Source organism: Oceanitalea stevensii (genome assembly GCF_014837105.1).
Lineage (GTDB): Bacteria > Actinomycetota > Actinomycetes > Actinomycetales > Actinomycetaceae > Oceanitalea > Oceanitalea stevensii.
Genome location: NZ_JACSPO010000017.1, coordinates 18949 through 34717 on the forward strand (window position 1 = coordinate 18949; position 15769 = coordinate 34717).

General features: G+C 75.3%; 13 protein-coding genes. 1 reads left to right on the forward strand and 12 read right to left on the reverse strand.

Features of this window, described 5'->3' with window-relative positions; all coding sequences use genetic code 11:
* Nucleotides 1-90: 90 nt before the first annotated feature.
* From H9624_RS17015 to H9624_RS15815, 7 genes are all read right to left on the reverse strand, one after another.
* Nucleotides 91-1866, reverse strand: a complete 1776-nt coding sequence (locus tag H9624_RS17015) for an FAD-dependent oxidoreductase (RefSeq protein WP_251840855.1) — start codon at nucleotides 1864-1866, stop codon at nucleotides 91-93.
* Nucleotides 1863-4121 (reverse strand): molybdopterin oxidoreductase family protein, encoded by a 2259-nt coding sequence (locus tag H9624_RS15790; protein ID WP_251840856.1) that lies wholly within the window; start codon nucleotides 4119-4121, stop codon nucleotides 1863-1865. Before H9624_RS15790 ends, H9624_RS17015 begins: the two co-directional genes overlap by 4 nt.
* A 13-nt stretch (nucleotides 4122-4134) precedes the next feature.
* The gene (locus H9624_RS15795) at nucleotides 4135-5535 is read right to left on the reverse strand and encodes an MFS transporter (protein ID WP_251840857.1); all 1401 of its coding nucleotides are present in this window, start codon (nucleotides 5533-5535) and stop codon (nucleotides 4135-4137) included.
* 153 nt (nucleotides 5536-5688) lie between these two features.
* On the reverse strand, nucleotides 5689-6186 hold the full coding sequence (locus H9624_RS15800) for a flavodoxin domain-containing protein (protein WP_251840858.1): 498 nt from the start codon (nucleotides 6184-6186) through the stop codon (nucleotides 5689-5691).
* 52 nt (nucleotides 6187-6238) lie between these two features.
* On the reverse strand, nucleotides 6239-7315 hold the full coding sequence (locus H9624_RS15805) for a DNA glycosylase AlkZ-like family protein (protein WP_251840859.1): 1077 nt from the start codon (nucleotides 7313-7315) through the stop codon (nucleotides 6239-6241).
* Nucleotides 7316-7340: 25 nt separating this feature from the next.
* Nucleotides 7341-7994, reverse strand: coding sequence for a response regulator transcription factor (locus H9624_RS15810; RefSeq protein WP_251840860.1), 654 nt, complete (start codon nucleotides 7992-7994; stop codon nucleotides 7341-7343).
* 9 nt (nucleotides 7995-8003) lie between these two features.
* A complete protein-coding gene (locus H9624_RS15815; protein ID WP_251840861.1) occupies nucleotides 8004-9365 on the reverse strand; it encodes a sensor histidine kinase in 1362 nt (453 codons plus the stop codon).
* Nucleotides 9366-9522: 157 nt separating this feature from the next.
* Between H9624_RS15815 and H9624_RS15820 the strand changes: the two genes are divergently transcribed.
* Nucleotides 9523-9978: a hypothetical protein gene (locus H9624_RS15820; protein ID WP_251840862.1), complete on the forward strand. Its 456-nt coding sequence runs from the start codon at nucleotides 9523-9525 to the stop codon at nucleotides 9976-9978.
* Between the two features lie 72 nt (nucleotides 9979-10050).
* On the opposite strand, the gene H9624_RS15825 is transcribed toward H9624_RS15820, so the two are convergent.
* The 5 genes from H9624_RS15825 to H9624_RS17060 all read right to left on the reverse strand — a co-directional run.
* Entirely contained in the window at nucleotides 10051-10836 is a 786-nt protein-coding gene (locus H9624_RS15825; protein ID WP_251840863.1) for an SDR family NAD(P)-dependent oxidoreductase, read from the reverse strand.
* A complete protein-coding gene (gene pheT, locus H9624_RS15830) occupies nucleotides 10829-13414 on the reverse strand; it encodes a phenylalanine--tRNA ligase subunit beta (protein ID WP_251840864.1) in 2586 nt (861 codons plus the stop codon). Before pheT ends, H9624_RS15825 begins: the two co-directional genes overlap by 8 nt.
* A 1-nt stretch (nucleotide 13415) precedes the next feature.
* Nucleotides 13416-14483 carry a phenylalanine--tRNA ligase subunit alpha gene (gene pheS, locus H9624_RS15835; RefSeq protein ID WP_251840865.1) on the reverse strand — a complete coding sequence of 356 codons (1068 nt, stop codon included), beginning with the start codon at nucleotides 14481-14483 and terminating at the stop codon, nucleotides 13416-13418.
* A gap of 280 nt (nucleotides 14484-14763) precedes the next feature.
* Entirely contained in the window at nucleotides 14764-15399 is a 636-nt protein-coding gene (gene thpR / locus H9624_RS15840; protein WP_251840866.1) for an RNA 2',3'-cyclic phosphodiesterase, read from the reverse strand.
* A 36-nt stretch (nucleotides 15400-15435) separates the two neighbouring features.
* Nucleotides 15436-15769: TrmH family RNA methyltransferase (locus H9624_RS17060; RefSeq protein WP_504740267.1), on the reverse strand; the 334-nt coding region annotated here is incomplete at its 5' end.

Consider the following 15769-nt stretch of genomic DNA (forward strand, 5'->3'; position numbering starts at 1 on the left):
CCGGTTCGGGTGTGGGTCCGGTGCTCCCGACGCTACGGAGCCGTGGTTTCCCGGTCGTTCCGCGCTTGTTGCGTCGAGGTAAATGCTGTTTCACGAACGTTGCGGGTGCGGTGAGAGGACGGGGCGCCCGGCGGTGCCGCTCGCCGCGGTGTCGCGCACCCCGTCGTCGGACGGGTCCGCGGCCGCCAACCAGTCCGCGATGCCGCAGACGACGTCCCTGCACCCGCCGCACCCGGTCGTGGCGCGCGTCCCGCGGGCGAGGTCGGCCACGCTCCGTGCACCGTCGTGCCAGCACGCCACGAGGTCACCCTTGGTGACGCCGTTGCACTGGCAGACGGTGGTCTGGTCGGGCATCTGGGTGGGAGTCGCCGCCTGGACCGGAGGGGGCGCCACCGGCCGCAGCAGCAGGTGGGCCGGGTCCGCCGGGACGGGCACACGCCGGGTGTAGGTGGCAGTGAGGTCGGCGCCGACGTCCGCCGCACCGACGCACGTCGCGCCGACGAGCCGCCCGTCGGCGACGACGACCTCGACGTGTCGCCCGGACGCCGGGTCGCTCAGCGTCAGCGCCCGGTGCTCGGGCGCGCGAGCCGCACCGGACACCCCCATCGTCACGATCTCCAGGCCGACGGCCTTGACGCGGACGACATCGACCCCGGTGACGGCCGCTCGGGCGGGCGCGCCCCCCGCAGGCGTTCCGGGCTCCGGCTCGGGCGCCACCGGACGCACCACGGCGCTCGTCGCCAGCCGCAGCGCCATGCTGGGCCGGTCCCCCTCACCGGTGCCCGCCGGCCGGTGGTCGGGGAGGCGGCCCGTGGCCGTGGACCCGCCGACGGGCGCGTCCTCACGCGGTCGGACGGCCGAGGCGAGAGCGGCGGCGAGGCGCCGGGACTGGTCCCACCCCTGCGCGATGAGGCCGGTACCGCCCTCGGGCGGCTCCGCGCAGTCCCCGATCGCGAAGACGCGCGCGTCGTCCGGGCTGGCGAGGTCGTCACCCACGACCACGCCCCGGCCGACCGCTAGGCCCGCGGCCCGCGCCAGGCCCGTCTCGGGGGTGGCGCCGCACGCGAGCACGACGAGGTCCGCCTCGATGTCCACCAGGTTCGCCCCTCCCGCCGCGCCCGACGACGGCACATCCGCTGCGTCGTCGGGTGTGCGGAGCTCGACCCCGCAGACACGCCCGTGCCGGTCAGTACGGACCCGCTCGGTCCGCGCGTCCGTCCACGTGTGCACCCCGAGGCGGGCCAGGCTCGCCTCGACGACGCGCCCGGCGTCCGTGCCGAGCTGACGGTCCATCGGGCTCGCACCACCGTGCACGACGCTCACCGGCACTCCCCGGTACGCCAGGCCGCACGCCACCTCGAGACCGAGCACGCCCGCCCCGATGACGACGGCGTGCCGCGCGTTGACCGAGGCGGCGACGATCCCGCGCGCGTCGTCCAGCGTGCGCAGGACGTGCGCGCCACGCGGGAGGCCCCCCGCCTGGTCCGTGATCCCGCAGATGTCCGGGACCCGGGCCGCGGCGCCGGTCGCGAGGACGACCGCGTCGTAGGGGTAGGCGCCGTCGGCGGTGATGACGCGGCGCGCGGAGCGGTCGATGGCGATGGCCTCGGTGCCGCGGCGCACCGTCACGCGGTCGTCGTCCGCGCCGGGCAGACCGATCGCCGCGAGGTCGACCTTCCCGGCGACGACCTCGCTGAGCAGGACGCGGTTGTAGGGCTCGTACTCCTCGGCGCCGAGCACCGTGATCTCGACGGCGCTCACCTCGTCGTCGCTCAGGCACGCGACGAGGTCGTTCGCGAACCGGGAGCCGACCATGCCGTTGCCGACGACGACGACGCGCCACCTCGGGGCACCGACGGGGCTCACGCGACCACCTCCGTGCCGTCGGCGCGCTCCGCGCGGCGCACCTCCACCGCGCACACCTTGAACTCCGGCATGCCGGAGACGGGGTCGGTCGCGTCGGTCGTCACCCGGTTGACGCTGCCGGCGCCACCCCAGTGGAACGGCATGAACACCGTGTCGGGCCGGATGCGGTCGGTCCACCGCGTGGCGGCCTCGACGTGGCCGCGGCTCGAGGTCAGCCGCACCCGCTCCCCGTCGGCGATCCCGAGACGTGCGCCGAGCAGCGGGTGCATCTCGACGAACGGCGCCGCCGCGACGCGCACGAGCTCGGGCACGCGGCGCGTCTGCGCGCCCGACTGGTAGTGCTGCAGGACGCGGCCGGTGACGAGGTACACCGGGGCGTCGGCCCGCACGTCGTCGCTGGGGCCGACGTGGTCGACGGCGACCATCCGCGCCCGCCCGTCCGGCGTGCCGAAGCGGTCGAGGAACAGGCGCGGTGTGCCGGGATGGGGCGCTGCGGCGTCGTCGGAGGCGGGGACCGGCCAGAACAGGCCCGGGCCACCGGCTGCCTCGTCCGTGTCGAGGCGTGCGTGGCTGAGCCCGGAGTAGTCGGCGACGCCGCCCGCCGACGCCCGTGCGAGCTCGGCGAAGACGGTGGCGGGCTCGGTGGGGAACGCGACGGTCGACCCGAGGCGGCGGGCCAGCTCGGCGAGGACCCACAGCTCCGAGCGTGCCTCGCCGGGCGGCGCCAGCACCTGGCGTCTGCGGATGACGCGCCCCTCGAGCGAGGTCATCGTGCCCTCCTCCTCGGCCCACTGGGTGACCGGGAGGACGACGTCGGCGAGCAGGGCGGTCTCGGAGGGCACGACGTCGCAGACGACGAGCAGGTCCAGGGCCCGGAGCTTGGCCTCGACGCGCTGGGCGTCCGGTGCGCTGACGACGAGGTTGGACCCGTGGACGAGCAGCGCGCGCGGCCGCCCGTCCTCGGTGTCGGCGCCCGCGCCGCGAACGCCGAGCGACTGGAGCAGCTCGACGGCCGGGCGTCCCGGACCGGGAATCGAGGCCGGCGCCACGCCCCACACGGCGGCGACGTGGGCACGGGCGGCCGGGTCGGTGATCGAGCGGTAGCCGGGGAGCTGGTCGGCCTTCTGCCCGTGCTCGCGCCCGCCCTGCCCGTTGCCCTGGCCGGTGACCGCCCCGTAGCCGGAGCCGCGGCGGCCGGGGAGGCCGAGCGCGAGGGCGAGGTTGATCGCGGCGGTCACGGTCGCGGTGCCCTGGGTCGACTGCTCGACGCCGCGGCCGGTGAGCACGTAGGCGCCCGCGCCGCCGCGGGCGGGTGAGGCGGCGGCGAGGAGCCGCGCGACGTGGCGCAGCCGCTCGGCGGGCACCCCGCACACCGTCTCCGCCCGCTCGGGCCACCACGCGGCCACGGAACGCCGCACGTCACCGAAGCCGGTGGTGCGCGCCGTCACGAACTCCATGTCGAGGAGCCCCTCGGTGACGACGACGTGCAGCAGCGCGAGCAGCACGACGAGGTCGGTGCCCGGGACGGGCTGGACGTGCACGCCCTGGTCGCCCACCGGGCCGGCACCACCGGCCGCCGGGACGTCGTGGGGCTCCCCGGTAAGTGCCGCCGTCGCGCTGCGCCGTGGGTCCACGACGACGAGTCCACCGCGCGAGCGCACGCCGGTGAGGTGCTGCACCGACGGGGGCATGGTCTCGGCGAGGTTGGAGCCGAGCAGGAGGACGGCGTCGGCACCGGCGAGGTCGGTGAGCGGGAAGGGCAGCCCACGGTCGACACCGAACGCCCGGTTCGCGCCGGCGGCGGCGGAGGCCATGCAGAACCGGCCGTTGTAGTCGATGTTCGCGGTGCGGAGCACGGTCCGGGCGAACTTGCCGAGCGCGTACGCCTTCTCGTTGGTCAGGCCCCCACCCCCGAAGACGGCCACCGCGTCACGGCCGTGGGTCTGCTGGATGCCGACCACCGAGCGGGCCACGACGTCGAGGGCCTCGTCCCAGCTCGCCGGGTGGAGCTCGCCGTCCGTCCCTCGCAGCAGAGGCGTGGTGAGCCGGTCCGGGGCGCCGAGCACGGCCGCGCTGGTCCAGCCCTTCTGGCACAGGCCGCCCCGGTTCGTGGGGAACTGGCGGGGGGCGACGGTGACGGTGCGGTCGGGCTCGGCGGCGAGGGACATGGCGCACTGGAGCGCGCAGTAGGGGCAGTGGGTGTCGGCCGTGGTCGGACCGGCGACCGTGCGCGCGGCGGGCGTCGTCGTCGTCATGCTCCGCACCCGCTCAGATCCTCGCGCCCGCGAGCGCCGCACCGGGACGCCGGTACACGGCCCACGCGACGAGCGCCATGACGGCGTACATGCCGATGAAGGCCCACAGGGCCGGGACGAGGGAGCCGGTCATGCTGGTCGACGCCGCGAACCCGCGCGGGATGAGGAAGCCGCCGAAGGCCCCGACGGCTCCGGCGATGCCGATGCAGCCCGCCGCGGCCTGCCGGGCGCGGGCACGGACGTCACCGGGCGCGCCGTCGCCGGTCGCGCTGGCCTGGAAGACCGCCGGGATCATCCGGTACGTCGAGCCGTTGCCCACGCCGGTGGCCACGAAGAGGAGGAGGAAGGAGCCGAAGAACAGGCCGAAGCTGTCCCGCTCGAGTGCCTGGATCGCGCCGAGGGCCCCGAGCGCCATGGTGCCGTACGAGGCGATCGTCACGGGGGTGCCGCCCACCCGGTCGGCGATGACGCCGCCGAGCGGGCGGGTCAGGGAGCCGACGAGCGCGCCGAGGAAGGCGATGGACAGCCCCGCCCCGGGGAACTGGGCGCCCAGCAGCATCGGGAACGCCCCGGCGTAGCCGATGAACGAGCCGAAGGTGCCGATGTAGAGGAAGGAGATGATCCACGTGTGCTTGTTGCGCGCGGCCGCGGCGAAGGACCGGGGGTCGGCCCGCGCCGCCGAGAGGTTGTCCATGCAGCGCCACGCGAGGACGGCCCCGAGCACGATGAACGGCACCATCATGAGCCCCGCCCGCTCCAGCGCGACGCCGGCCCCGACGGTGATGACCAGCGGCACCGCGAGCTGGACCGCGGCCGTCCCGAGGTTGCCGCCGGCGGCGTTGAGCCCGAGCGCCTTGCCCTTCTCCCGTTCGGGGTAGAAGAAGGAGATGTTCGCCATCGAGGAGGCGAAGTTGCCACCGCCGAAGCCGGCGAGCGCCGCCACGGCGAGCAGGAGGCCGAAGGAGGTGTCCGGGCGCTGGACGACGAGGGCGAGGGCCACCGTGGGGAGCAGGAGGAGGAGCGCGGACACGATCGTCCAGTTGCGTCCCCCGAACAGTGGCACGGCGAAGGTGTACGGGATGCGCAGCGTCGCGCCGACGAGGCTCGGCACGGCGACGAGCCAGAACTGCTGGTCGATCGTCAGGACGAACCCGGCGGCCGGGAGCTGCGGCACGACGATCGACCACAGCGCCCACACGGCGAAGCCGACGAACTCGGCGAAGACGGAGATCCGGAGGTTCCGGGACGCGACCCGCCTCCCGCCGTCGTGCCAGAAGGTGGCGTCCTCGGGGTCCCAGTGGTCGATCCACCGGCCCGAACGGCGGTGCCCGCCCGCGGTCGGGGCGGTGCCGGCCGGTGTGGCGTCGGACGGGTGCGGCGCGAGCTGCTCGGTCGGTCTCGTCGGGGCGGTCATGGCGGCTCCTCCAGTAGGTCCCGGTCGGTACCAGGGACGCTAGGAGGGCCGTGTTTCGTCGGGTCGTTCCCACGGTGAACCGTGCGTTAGGAAGAACGCACACCCTCGCGGGGGCCGGTGTGAGAAGCCGGGACAGCCGCTACCGCCGTCGGCTCACCGCGCGGGGGCGAGGTGCTCGCGCAGCTCCCGGTCGATCGAGCGCGCCCAGGCGCGGATGGCGGTCCAGTCGCGCAGGTCGCCCTCTGGTGCCTTCGTCAGCCGGGTGACCGAGCGCTCGCGCAGGTTGAGCACGGCCGGGTCGAGGCGGCCGCTGAATACGGTCGCTCCCACGGGGTCGACCCCCGCGAGCACGGCGCGCTCGATCCGCAGCGGGTCGTCGGCCTCGGCGCCGGCCAGGCCGACGGAGAACACCCACGTGGGCAGGGCCGCGAGCGCCGCGGCGTTCCGCTCGGCGAACTCGCGTGCCTGCGCCATCCACCGCGACATGTAGACCGCGGAGCCGAGGACCACCGCCTCGGCGTCACCGGCCTCGGCGGTCCCGACCGGCTCCCGCCGGACGGCGTGGCCGAGGGACTCGAGCTCCGCGCCGATCGTGTCGGCGACCTCGGCGGTCGAGGAGTGCTTGGACGCGGCGACGACGAGGATGCGCATATCTCCACTGTCGCCGCCCCGTGGCCGGGCCGCGAGGGACTTTCGTCCGGTTCTACCGGTGGATGCGCAGCTCCGGCTCGTGGTCGAGGAAGGCCCCGTAGCGCCCGGCCGCCTCCTCGAGCGCGGCCTCCTCGGCGGTGGAGAGCGGCCGGTAGGGCACGACGTCGAAGCGGACGCGCGTGCCGACCGTGCGCCGCATGCTGCCGACGAGCTGGGCGTCGACGAGCGCCATCCCGATCGCCGCCTCCCGTCCGCGGGGCACCACGCCCGCGGCGTCGAGCACCATCCGGCTGTCCTGGTAGCCCCGGTACGTCTCGTCGAGCAGCTGGAGGAGGTGCCCGGCGGGCGTCCCCGGTCCCGAAGGCGCCGAGCCGGGCGTGTGCCAGTACGTGCGGCCGTCGTGGGTGAAGGTCTCGAGCCGCTCGCGGCAGCGGTCGAGTCCACGCCGCACGTCGGTGAGGGTGAGGGTCGCCCAGTAGGCGAGGTCGCGCTCGGTCGCCGGCCCGTGCCCGGCGACGTAGCGCCACGCGAGCTCGCCGAGCGCCTCCTCCCGCTCCAGCCGCCGCGGGGCGACTACCCGGTCGTCGAACGGCGCGTAGGTGTGGGTGCCCTCGCGCTCCCGGCCGCTGCACACGAGCCGGTCGAGCTCGAGGAGGCCGAGCAGGAGCATGACGACCTGGCCGGACGCGGCGAGCCCCCGCTCGGCGAGCGCCGCGCCGAGCTGCCCGCGGTCCTGGTCGGGCTGCGCCGCCAGCGCCTCGCACACGGTGGTGGCCGCGCGGTCGAGCTCGGCCGGGGCCCACCCGTGCAGCTCGGTGAGCTGGCGGAGGAGCACCGGCCGCACCCGCGGCGCGGTGAGCTCCAGCAGCCACCCGATGTCCTCCGCCGCGACGAAGTGCCACGTAGGACGCAGCACGTGGGTGCGCACGACGTCCCCGGCCGCGAGGAGCGCGTCGAGCTCCGCGGCCCGGGGCCGGACCGTCCGGCACGCGACCGCCCACCCCGCCTGCTGCCGGTTCTCCCCCTGGACCGCGAGCAGACCGCGGACGACTGCCCGCGCGTCCGGGGCGGGCTCCGTGAGGTGCTGGGTGCGCAGTCGCCACCGCGCGATGTCCTGGTCGGTCACCATGACGCGACGCTACGGCCCGCCGCGGTCAGATGCCGTCCTCATGGCCCCGCAACCACTCAAGCACCGCGAGCACGCGCCGGTGGTCGTCCGTCGAGGGCGGCAGGTCGAGCTTGTCGAAGATCGCCGACACGTGCTTCTCCACGGCCTTGGGCGTGACGACCAGCGCCCGGGCGATCGCCGGGTTGGTCCGGCCCTCCGCCATGAGGCCGAGGACCTCCCGCTCCCGCGGCGTGAGCCGGTCCAGCGGGCGGGCACGGCGCGCGGCGAAGAGCTGGGAGACGACGGCTGGGTCGAGCACGGTGCCACCCGCGACGAGCCGCTCCAGCGCCTGGGACAGCTCCGCGAGCGCGGACACCCGGTCCTTGAGGAGGTAGCCCACTCCCCCGCCGGTGGCGAGCAGGTCGCCGGCGTAGGACTCCTCGACGTACTGGGACAGGACGAGCACCGCCGTCCCGGGCAGCTCCTCGCGGACGGCGAGCGCCGCCCGCAGGCCCTCGTCGGTGAACGACGGCGGCATCCGGACGTCGACGACGGCGACGTCGGGCCGGTGCTCGCGCGCGGCGGCGAGGAGCTGCTCGCCGTCGCCGACCGCCGCGAGGACCTCGCAGCCGGCCTCCTCGAGGAGGCGGACGAGGCCCTCGCGCAGCAGGACCGAGTCCTCGGCCAGCACGACGCGCACGCCGGGATGCTACGGGATCGCCGCGCTCACCACGGTGCCGCGTCCGTCCGCGCTCTCGACGTGCAGCTCGCCGTCGACGCCGGCGAGCCGGTCCCGCAGCCCGGCCAGCCCGTGGCCCTTGCCCGGGTGCGCCCCACCCACGCCGTCGTCGGCGACGACGACGCGGAGCACGCCGTCGTCGTCGATGCCCACCCGGACGGCCACCCTCGAGGCGGCGGAGTGCTTGGCGGCATTGGTCAGCGCCTCGGTGACGACGAAGTAGGCGGCGGACTCGCGCGCGGGGGCCAGGCGCTGGCCGGGGGCGAGGGCGATGTCGGTCTCGACGGGGATCGGGCTCTGCCCGGCGGCGGAGACGACGGCGGCCGCGAGACCGCGGTCGACGAGGATCGGCGGCGCGATGCCCCGCGAGAGGGTCCGGAGCTCGGCGAGGCTGCCCTGGACGTGCTCGAGGCTCTCGGTGAGCAGGGCGCTGGTGGCCTCGCGGTCCCCGTCGGCGAGGCGGCGCTGAGCGGCCTGCAGGTCCATCGACAGGCGCACGAGGCGCTGCTGGGGGCCGTCGTGGAGGTCACGCTCGATGCGCCGCAGCGTCTCCGCCTCGGCACCGACGACGGCGGCCCGGCTCTCGGTGAGCGTGCTCACCCGCTGCTCGAGGGCGGCGTGGCTGGTGCCGGCGAGGGTGAGGCGGGCCCAGGCGTGGTGGACGTGCACCAGCCCGCGCACGACCCACGGCGCGGAGGCGAGGAAGAGGACGCCGGTGAGCACGGTGATCGCGTTGTCGAGCACCGGGCCGGACGCGCCGAGCAGGTCGGCGAGGCCGATGTCGCCCTCGGGCAGCGCCCACGAGTACAGCGGGTAGGTGAGGCCGCCGAGACCCACCGACCACCACGTGATCGTGAGGACGAAGGACGCGACCGAGATCGGGAAGTTGAGGACCTGGAAGAGCAGGTCGAGCCAGGCCTGCGCGTCGGTGAGGCGCCCCCGGACCCACGCTGTCCCCCGCTGGCCGCCTCGGTAGGGCAGCACGGCGGGCAGCGGGAACCCGACCTCGGCGAGGCGGCGGCGCTCGAGGCTGCCCACCGCCCGGGCCGCGGCCAGACCCGCGGCGAGGACCAGCAGGCCGAGGAGGAAGGCGGCGAGCGCGGTGACGCCGACCGTGACGGTCGTGACGGCCAGGACGAAGCCGACGACGGCGAGCGGGAAGGACAGCAGGAGGTAGCCGCTCTCCCGGGCGGTGCGCCCCAGGAGCCGGCGCGGGCGGGAGCTCGCGGTCACGTCTGCCTCTTCTCGGTGCGGCCGGCCGGGGCCACCGGTCGATCCTAGGGGGTTGGCCGGGTGCTGGACCGGGACGGTGGTGGGCGGTGTCGTGTTCATGGCTCCAGCCTTCCCGCCGGCGCCGGCGCAGTCAGGAGGGCGTCCCGGCGTGCTCGTGGTGGGGCATGCCCCACCACCCGACTGGGAGGCGCCCCCGGTCGCGGAGGCCCCGCATGTCCAGTTCTATGGGCGGACCCTCTACGAACAGGAGCGAGTGATGGAACCCTGGGTCTGGATCGTCATCGGGGTCGTGGTGCTGGCGATCGTCATCGCCCTCGTGCTCTCGGCCTCCAAGAAGCGCAAGCAGCGGCAGCAGGAGGAGCGCGCACGGCGCGAGCGTGAGAACCGCGAGCACGCGCGTGACCTGCGGGCGCACGCGGAGGAGCAGGACATCGCGGCGCGCGAACGGGAGGCCGCTGCCCTCCAGCAGCAGGCCGACGCGCAGCGAGCCCGTGTCGAGGCGGACCGCCTCGAGCAGGAGGCGCGCAAGCGCACCGAGGCCGCCGAGGAGGCACGTTCCCAGGTGGAGCGCGAGCGTGCCGACGCCGACGCCCTCGACCCCGACCTCTCCGCGGACGGCGACATCACCCGGGAGGCGGCCGACCGGCCGCACCCGGACGAGGACCCCACCCACGGCAGGCACGCCGCGGACGGGGACACGACGCCGCGCTGACCAGCGCTGCGAACGACGTGAGGGGTTCGGATCCGTGACGGCCCCGAACCCCTCACGTTCGTGCGGAATCCGCTAGACGATGCGCAGGCGGCGCTCGTCGCCCGACAGCCCGCGCGCGACCATCTCGCGCAACGAGTCCGGGGTGTCCGTACCTGCCCGCACGTAGCAGCCGGACAGGGCGTCGACCTCCCCGCGGGCGATCGTGACGACGAGCGCGACGACGTCGGCCGGGTCGGTCCAGTCGGTGCGCCCCTCATGGAGACGCATCGACCCTGTCATGTCGGTGCGCACGACGCCCGGCGCGAGCTCGAAGGCCCGCAGGCCCCGCTCGAAGCCGGCCTCGTGAAGCGCGCCGCCGATCCGGAACAGCGCCGTCTTGGAGACCGTGTAGGCCGTCGCCTCGGCGAAGTCGCGGGTGCCGGAGCCGGAGTTGACGTCGATCACCCGGCCCCCGCCGCGGGCGAGCATCCCCGGCACGACGGCGTGGGTGAGGAGGAACGGGCCCCGCACGTTGGTCTCGACGACCGACCACCACCGCTCGGGGTCGGTCTCCCACAGCGGAACCTCGGCGTCGATGACGCCGGCGTTGTTGACGAGGAGGTCGACCGACCCGAGCTCGTCCTCGGCGCGCCGGACGGCGGCCTGGACGGCGTCGGCGTCGGTGACGTCGGCGGTGAGGACGACGGCGCGGCGCCCGGCCGCCCGGACCTCCTCCGCGGTCGACTCGAGGAGCCGCTCGTCGCGGGCGAGGAGGGCGACGTCCAGCCCCGCGCGGGCGAGGCCGATGGCGAGCTCACGGCCGATGCCGCGGGAGGCCCCGGTGACGAGCGCCGTCTGGGCGGCGGCGACCTCAGCCACGGAGCACCGCCCCGACCCGCTCAGCGGCGAGCGTGACGATCCGCTCGCGCACCGCGGCGGTCTCCTCCGCCGTCAGCGTCCGGTCCGCGGCGCGCAGCCGCAGCGCGAACGCCAGCGACTTCTTCCCCTCGCCGAGCTGCTCGCCGGTGTAGACGTCGAAGAGGCGCACCTCCTCACCGAGCTCGGCGGCGCCCTCGCGGACGACGGCGAGGACCTCGGCCGCGGGCACCGCGTCGTCGACGACGAGCGCGATGTCCTCCTTGCCCGGCGGGTAGGTGGACACGGGCGTCGGCTGGACCGGCTGGTCCCCCGCGGCGGCGGTCAGCGCGTCGAGGTCGACCTCGAAGGCGACGGCACCGGGGGGCAGGTCGAAGGCGGCGACGACGCGCGGGTGCAGCTGGCCGGCGTACCCGACCACCCGCCCGCCGGCCGACACCGCGGCGCACTGGCCGGGGTGCCAGGGGGCACGCTCGGCGGCCGCCAGCTCGACGCTCACGCCCACCGCGCCGGCCACCGCGTGGACGGCGTCGACAGCGTCGGCCCAGTCGGCGCTGCGGCCGGGGCCGCGCGCTCCGTCGGGGACGACCTTGCCGGTGAGGACGCCGGCGACGTGCCGCGGCTGGTGCGGGACCGCGGCGTGCAGGGCGACGATCTCCTCGTCGGAGGGACGGCCGTCCACGCCCGGCGAGGACGCCGCGCCCACCCCGGCGGGGCGGGTGACGAGCCCGAGCTCGAAGACCCGGGTGTCCTCCAGGCCGCGGCTGACGTTGCGGCGCGCGGTGTCGAGGAGCGAGTCGAGCAGGGAGGTCCGCATCGCCGGCGCGTCCTCGGCCATCGGGTTGGCCAGGCGCAGGGTGAGGCGGCGCTCGTCGTCCGCGGGCAGCTGCTGACGCTCGTGGGTGTCCCCGATGAACGGGTAGGACAGCACCTCGACGAGGCCGAAGTCGGCCAGGGCACGCGCCACGTCGCGGCGGTGGCGCTGACCCGGCGTGAGCCCGCGGCCGGCGGGCGCGGCCGGGAGGATCGAGGGGATCGCGTCGTAGCCGGCGAGGCGCGCGACCTCCTCGACGAGGTGGGCCGGGCCCACGAGGTCCGGGCGCCAGCTCGGCGGGGTCACGGTGACGACGCCGTCGGCGTCGGCCTCGCTCACCGTCGCGCCGATCGTGGTGAGGAGCTCGACGACCTGCTCGGCCGGGTAGTCGACGCCGGTGAGCCGGCGCGGCTCGTCCAGCCGGAGCCGGACCGGGGCGGGACGGGACGTCGTGTCGAGGTCGCTGACGGCCGGGTCGGCGGTGCCGCCGCCGTGCTCGACGAGGAGGTCGACGGCACGCTGCGCGGCCACGGCCTGCAGCTGCGGGTCGACGCCGCGCTCGAAGCGCTTGGCGGCCTCGCTGGGCAGCTTGTGCCGGCGCGCCGTGCGCGCGACGGACACCGGGTCGAAGTGCGCGGCCTCGATGAGGACGTCGGTGGTGCCGGGACCGACCTCGGTCTCCGCCCCGCCCATGACGCCGGCGAGGCCGAGGACGCGGCTGCCGCGTGCGCCGTCGGGCGAGTCTGTGATGAGGAGGTCCTCGGGGTGCAGGGTGCGGCGCACGTCGTCGAGGGTGGTGAGCTCCTCCCCCGCCGCGGCGCGACGCACGACGACCGGCGCGCTCACGGCGGCGAGGTCGTAGGCGTGCAGCGGCTGGCCGAGGTCGAGCATGACGTAGTTGGTGACGTCCACGGCCAGGGAGATCGGGCGCATGCCCGCCTGGACGAGCCGCTCGGTGAGCCACGACGGCGAGGGCGCGGACGGGTCGATGCCGCGGACGATGCGGGTGACGAAGCGGTCGCAGCCGACGTTGCCGCCCACGGGTGCGGCGTCGTCGACCTCGACGGCGAAGCCGTCCTCGGTGGCGGCCGGCGGCGGGCCGGCGGGGAGGTTCTCCGGCAGGCCGGGGTCGGTGAAGGCGGCCCCGGTCGCGTGGGAGTACTCGCGGGCGACGCCGCGCATGGCGAAGCAGTAGCCGCGGTCGGGCGTCACGTTGATCTCGAGGATCTCCGCACCCAGGCCGAGCAGCGCGATCGCGTCGGCGCCGGGCCGCGGCGTCGGGACGTCGGGGAGGAACTCGCTCAGCACGATGATGCCGCTGTGGTCCTCACCGAGGCCGAGCTCGCGGGCCGAGCAGATCATGCCGTCGGAGGTGTGCCCGTAGGTCTTGCGGGCGGCGATGTGGAAGTCGCCGGGCAGCGTGGTGCCGGGCAGGGCGACGACGACGTCGTCACCGACGGAGAAGTTGTGGGCGCCGCAGACGATGCCGCGGGAGGGCACGTCCGCGGGCTCCTTCCCCTCGCCGGGGGCGTCGTTGTGCTCGGGGCCGACGTCGACGCGGCAGTAGTTGATCGCCTTGCCGTTCTTGTGCTCCTCGGTCTCGAGCGACAGGACGCGACCGACGACGAGCGGGCCGGTGACGGCGGGCGGGATGACCGCCTCCTCCTCCAGGCCCACGCGCACGAGGTCCGCGGCGAGGTCGGCGGCGGTGGTGCCCTCGGGCACGGCGACGTGCTCGGCGAGCCAGGTCAGCGGGACGTAGGGCATGTCAGTTCCCCTTTCCGGTGGTGCCGAACTGGAGGGAGAAGCGCATGTCACCCTCGACGATGTCGTGCATGTCGGCGATGCCGTGGCGCAGCATGAGCGCGCGCTCGGTGCCCACGCCGAAGGCGAAGCCGGTGTAGACGTCCGGGTCGATGCCCGCGGCGATGAGCACCTGCGGGTTGACCATCCCGCAGCCGCCCCACTCGATCCAGCCGGGGCCGCCCTTCTTCTGGGGGAACCACAGGTCCATCTCGGCGCTGGGCTCGGTGAAGGGGAAGAAGCTGGGGCGCAGGCGCGTGCGCGCCTCGGGACCGAACATCGCGCGGGCGAAGTGGTCCAGGGTGCCCTTGAGGTGCGCCATGGTCAGGCCCTTGTCCACGGCCAGGCCCTCGACCTGGTGGAAGACCGGGGTGTGCGTGGCGTCCAGGGCGTCGTTGCGGAACACCTTGCCCGGGCACGCGATGTAGATGGGCAGCTCGCGGCTGAGCATGGTGCGCGCCTGGACCGGGGAGGTGTGGGTGCGCAGCACGAGGCCGGGGGTGTCCTGCTCGGCGGTGCCCTGGACGTAGAAGGTGTCGGCCATCTGCCGGGCCGGGTGGTCCGGGCCGTGGTTGAGGGCGTCGAAGTTCAGCCACTCGTGCTCGACCTCGGGGCCCTCGGCGATGTCCCAGCCCATGGAGACGAAGAAGTCGCGGATCTCCTCCTGGAGGGTCTCCAGGGGGTGGCGGGCCCCGCGGGGGCGGCGCTCGACCGGGAGGGTGACGTCGACGCGCTCCTCGCGCAGCCGGCGCTCCTCCTCCACGACCTCGAGCTCGGCCTGGCGGGCGGCGATCGCCTTCTGCAGGCGGCCACGGGCCTGGCCGAGGAGCTTGCCGGCGGTGGCCTTGTCCTTGGCCTCCAGCCGACCGATCTCGCGGTTGGCGAGGGTGAGGGCGGCGTGGTCACCGGTGTGGGCCAGGCGCGCGGCCTTGAGCTCCTCCAGCGTGGTCGCGGCCGCGACGGCGGCCAGCGCCTCCTCGACGGCTGCTGCGACGCCGTCGGCGTCGAGCGGGGACAGGGGTGGGGTGGTCATGCGAACCTTCCGAGCGTCGTCGTGCCTGTCGGCATCCAGGACAGGACTGTAGTCGTCGTGCCCGCTCGGGCTGCGCGCGCGTCAGCGCAGGACCCGAACGGGCCCACTAAATCGACGATCGCCGCGCATGGTGACCATCCTTCCACACCGCCCGTTCCCCGCGGGAGCCCCTTCCCCCACCCGCCGACAGCCGCCCCCATGCGCCGACAGCTGGATTCCTCCGCCCGCACACCAACGCCTCCCCATGCGCCGACAGCCGGATTCTCCGCGGACAACCGCGCTATCGGCCGAGCGGCAGCGTGGCCACGACCTCGTGGTGCGGCCCACCACCGCGACCAGCTCCGAGGTGGGACTGGACGAGCTCGATCTCCCCCGCCTCCCATTCCGGGCCCCGGTAGAGGGACAGCGCGTGGGCGAGCGCGGGCAGGTCGACCGACGGCGCACGCGGTACCTCGCCCCGCCGCGACCGTCGTCGCCGGTCCGCCTCCTCCCGGTGCTGGCGGGCACTGAGCCGGGCCACCGTGAGGTGGGCGCGGTGGCGGTCCCGCGGCTCGAGGTGCGACACGCCCTCGGCGGCGGCGCCGCAGTCGGCCATGAGCCGGACGAGCGCGGCGTCGTCGTCGAGCGCGCGCACCCCCACCCACAGCGTCGCGCGGGAGAAGATGCCCGCGCCGGCGAGCTGGAGCCGCAGCGGCTCGTACTCACCCCCGACGGCGGTGAGCGCGCCCGCGAGGTCCTCCAGCGCGCCGTCGGGAACCTCGCCGTAGAAGGCGAGCGTCACGTGCCGCTGCTCGGGCGCCACCCACCGCAGGGGCGGCGGACCGGCACCCAGCCACGGCGGTGAGACGGTCTGCAGCGTCTGCTCGAGGTGGTCGAGGACGTCGAGCGGCGGGCGCAGCGCGGCGAAGAGGCGCATCTCGGCATCGTGCCACGGGCGCCCGGGCGGGGCGCCTCAGCGGCGCTGGGCGCGGGCGGAGGCGTAGAGGCAGAGGGTCGCCGCCGTGGCGACGTTGAGCGACTCGGCCAGGCCGTGGATCGGCACCCCGACGACGGCGTCGGCCAGCTCCCGCTCCTCGGGACGTAGCCCGTGGGCCTCGTTACCGAAGAGCCAGGCCGTCGGGCGGCGCAGGTCGGGCATGGCCGGGACCCCCGTGGCTGGAGAAATCCGGCTGTCGGCGGCAAGAGCGGGGTCCGGGACCCCCGTGGCTGGAGAAATCCGGCTGTCGGCGGGCAGAGAGGGGGCCGGGACTCCCGTGGGCGGAGGAATCCGGCTGTCGGCGGGGAGG

What these genes read in the sequence shown, in the direction of transcription:
- H9624_RS15800 (WP_251840858.1), bottom strand. Translation starts at nt 6,186, where the DNA reads ATGCGCATCCTCGTCGTCGCCGCGTCCAAGCACTCCTCGACCGCCGAG.
- H9624_RS15790 (WP_251840856.1), bottom strand. Translation starts at nt 4,121, where the DNA reads ATGACGACGACGACGCCCGCCGCGCGCACGGTCGCCGGTCCGACCACG.
- thpR (WP_251840866.1), bottom strand. Translation starts at nt 15,399, where the DNA reads ATGCGCCTCTTCGCCGCGCTGCGCCCGCCGCTCGACGTCCTCGACCAC.
- H9624_RS15805 (WP_251840859.1), bottom strand. Translation starts at nt 7,315, where the DNA reads ATGGTGACCGACCAGGACATCGCGCGGTGGCGACTGCGCACCCAGCAC.
- pheT (WP_251840864.1), bottom strand. Translation starts at nt 13,414, where the DNA reads ATGCCCTACGTCCCGCTGACCTGGCTCGCCGAGCACGTCGCCGTGCCC.
- H9624_RS15795 (WP_251840857.1), bottom strand. Translation starts at nt 5,535, where the DNA reads ATGACCGCCCCGACGAGACCGACCGAGCAGCTCGCGCCGCACCCGTCC.
- H9624_RS15820 (WP_251840862.1), top strand. Translation starts at nt 9,523, where the DNA reads ATGGAACCCTGGGTCTGGATCGTCATCGGGGTCGTGGTGCTGGCGATC.
- H9624_RS15815 (WP_251840861.1), bottom strand. Translation starts at nt 9,365, where the DNA reads ATGAACACGACACCGCCCACCACCGTCCCGGTCCAGCACCCGGCCAAC.
- pheS (WP_251840865.1), bottom strand. Translation starts at nt 14,483, where the DNA reads ATGACCACCCCACCCCTGTCCCCGCTCGACGCCGACGGCGTCGCAGCA.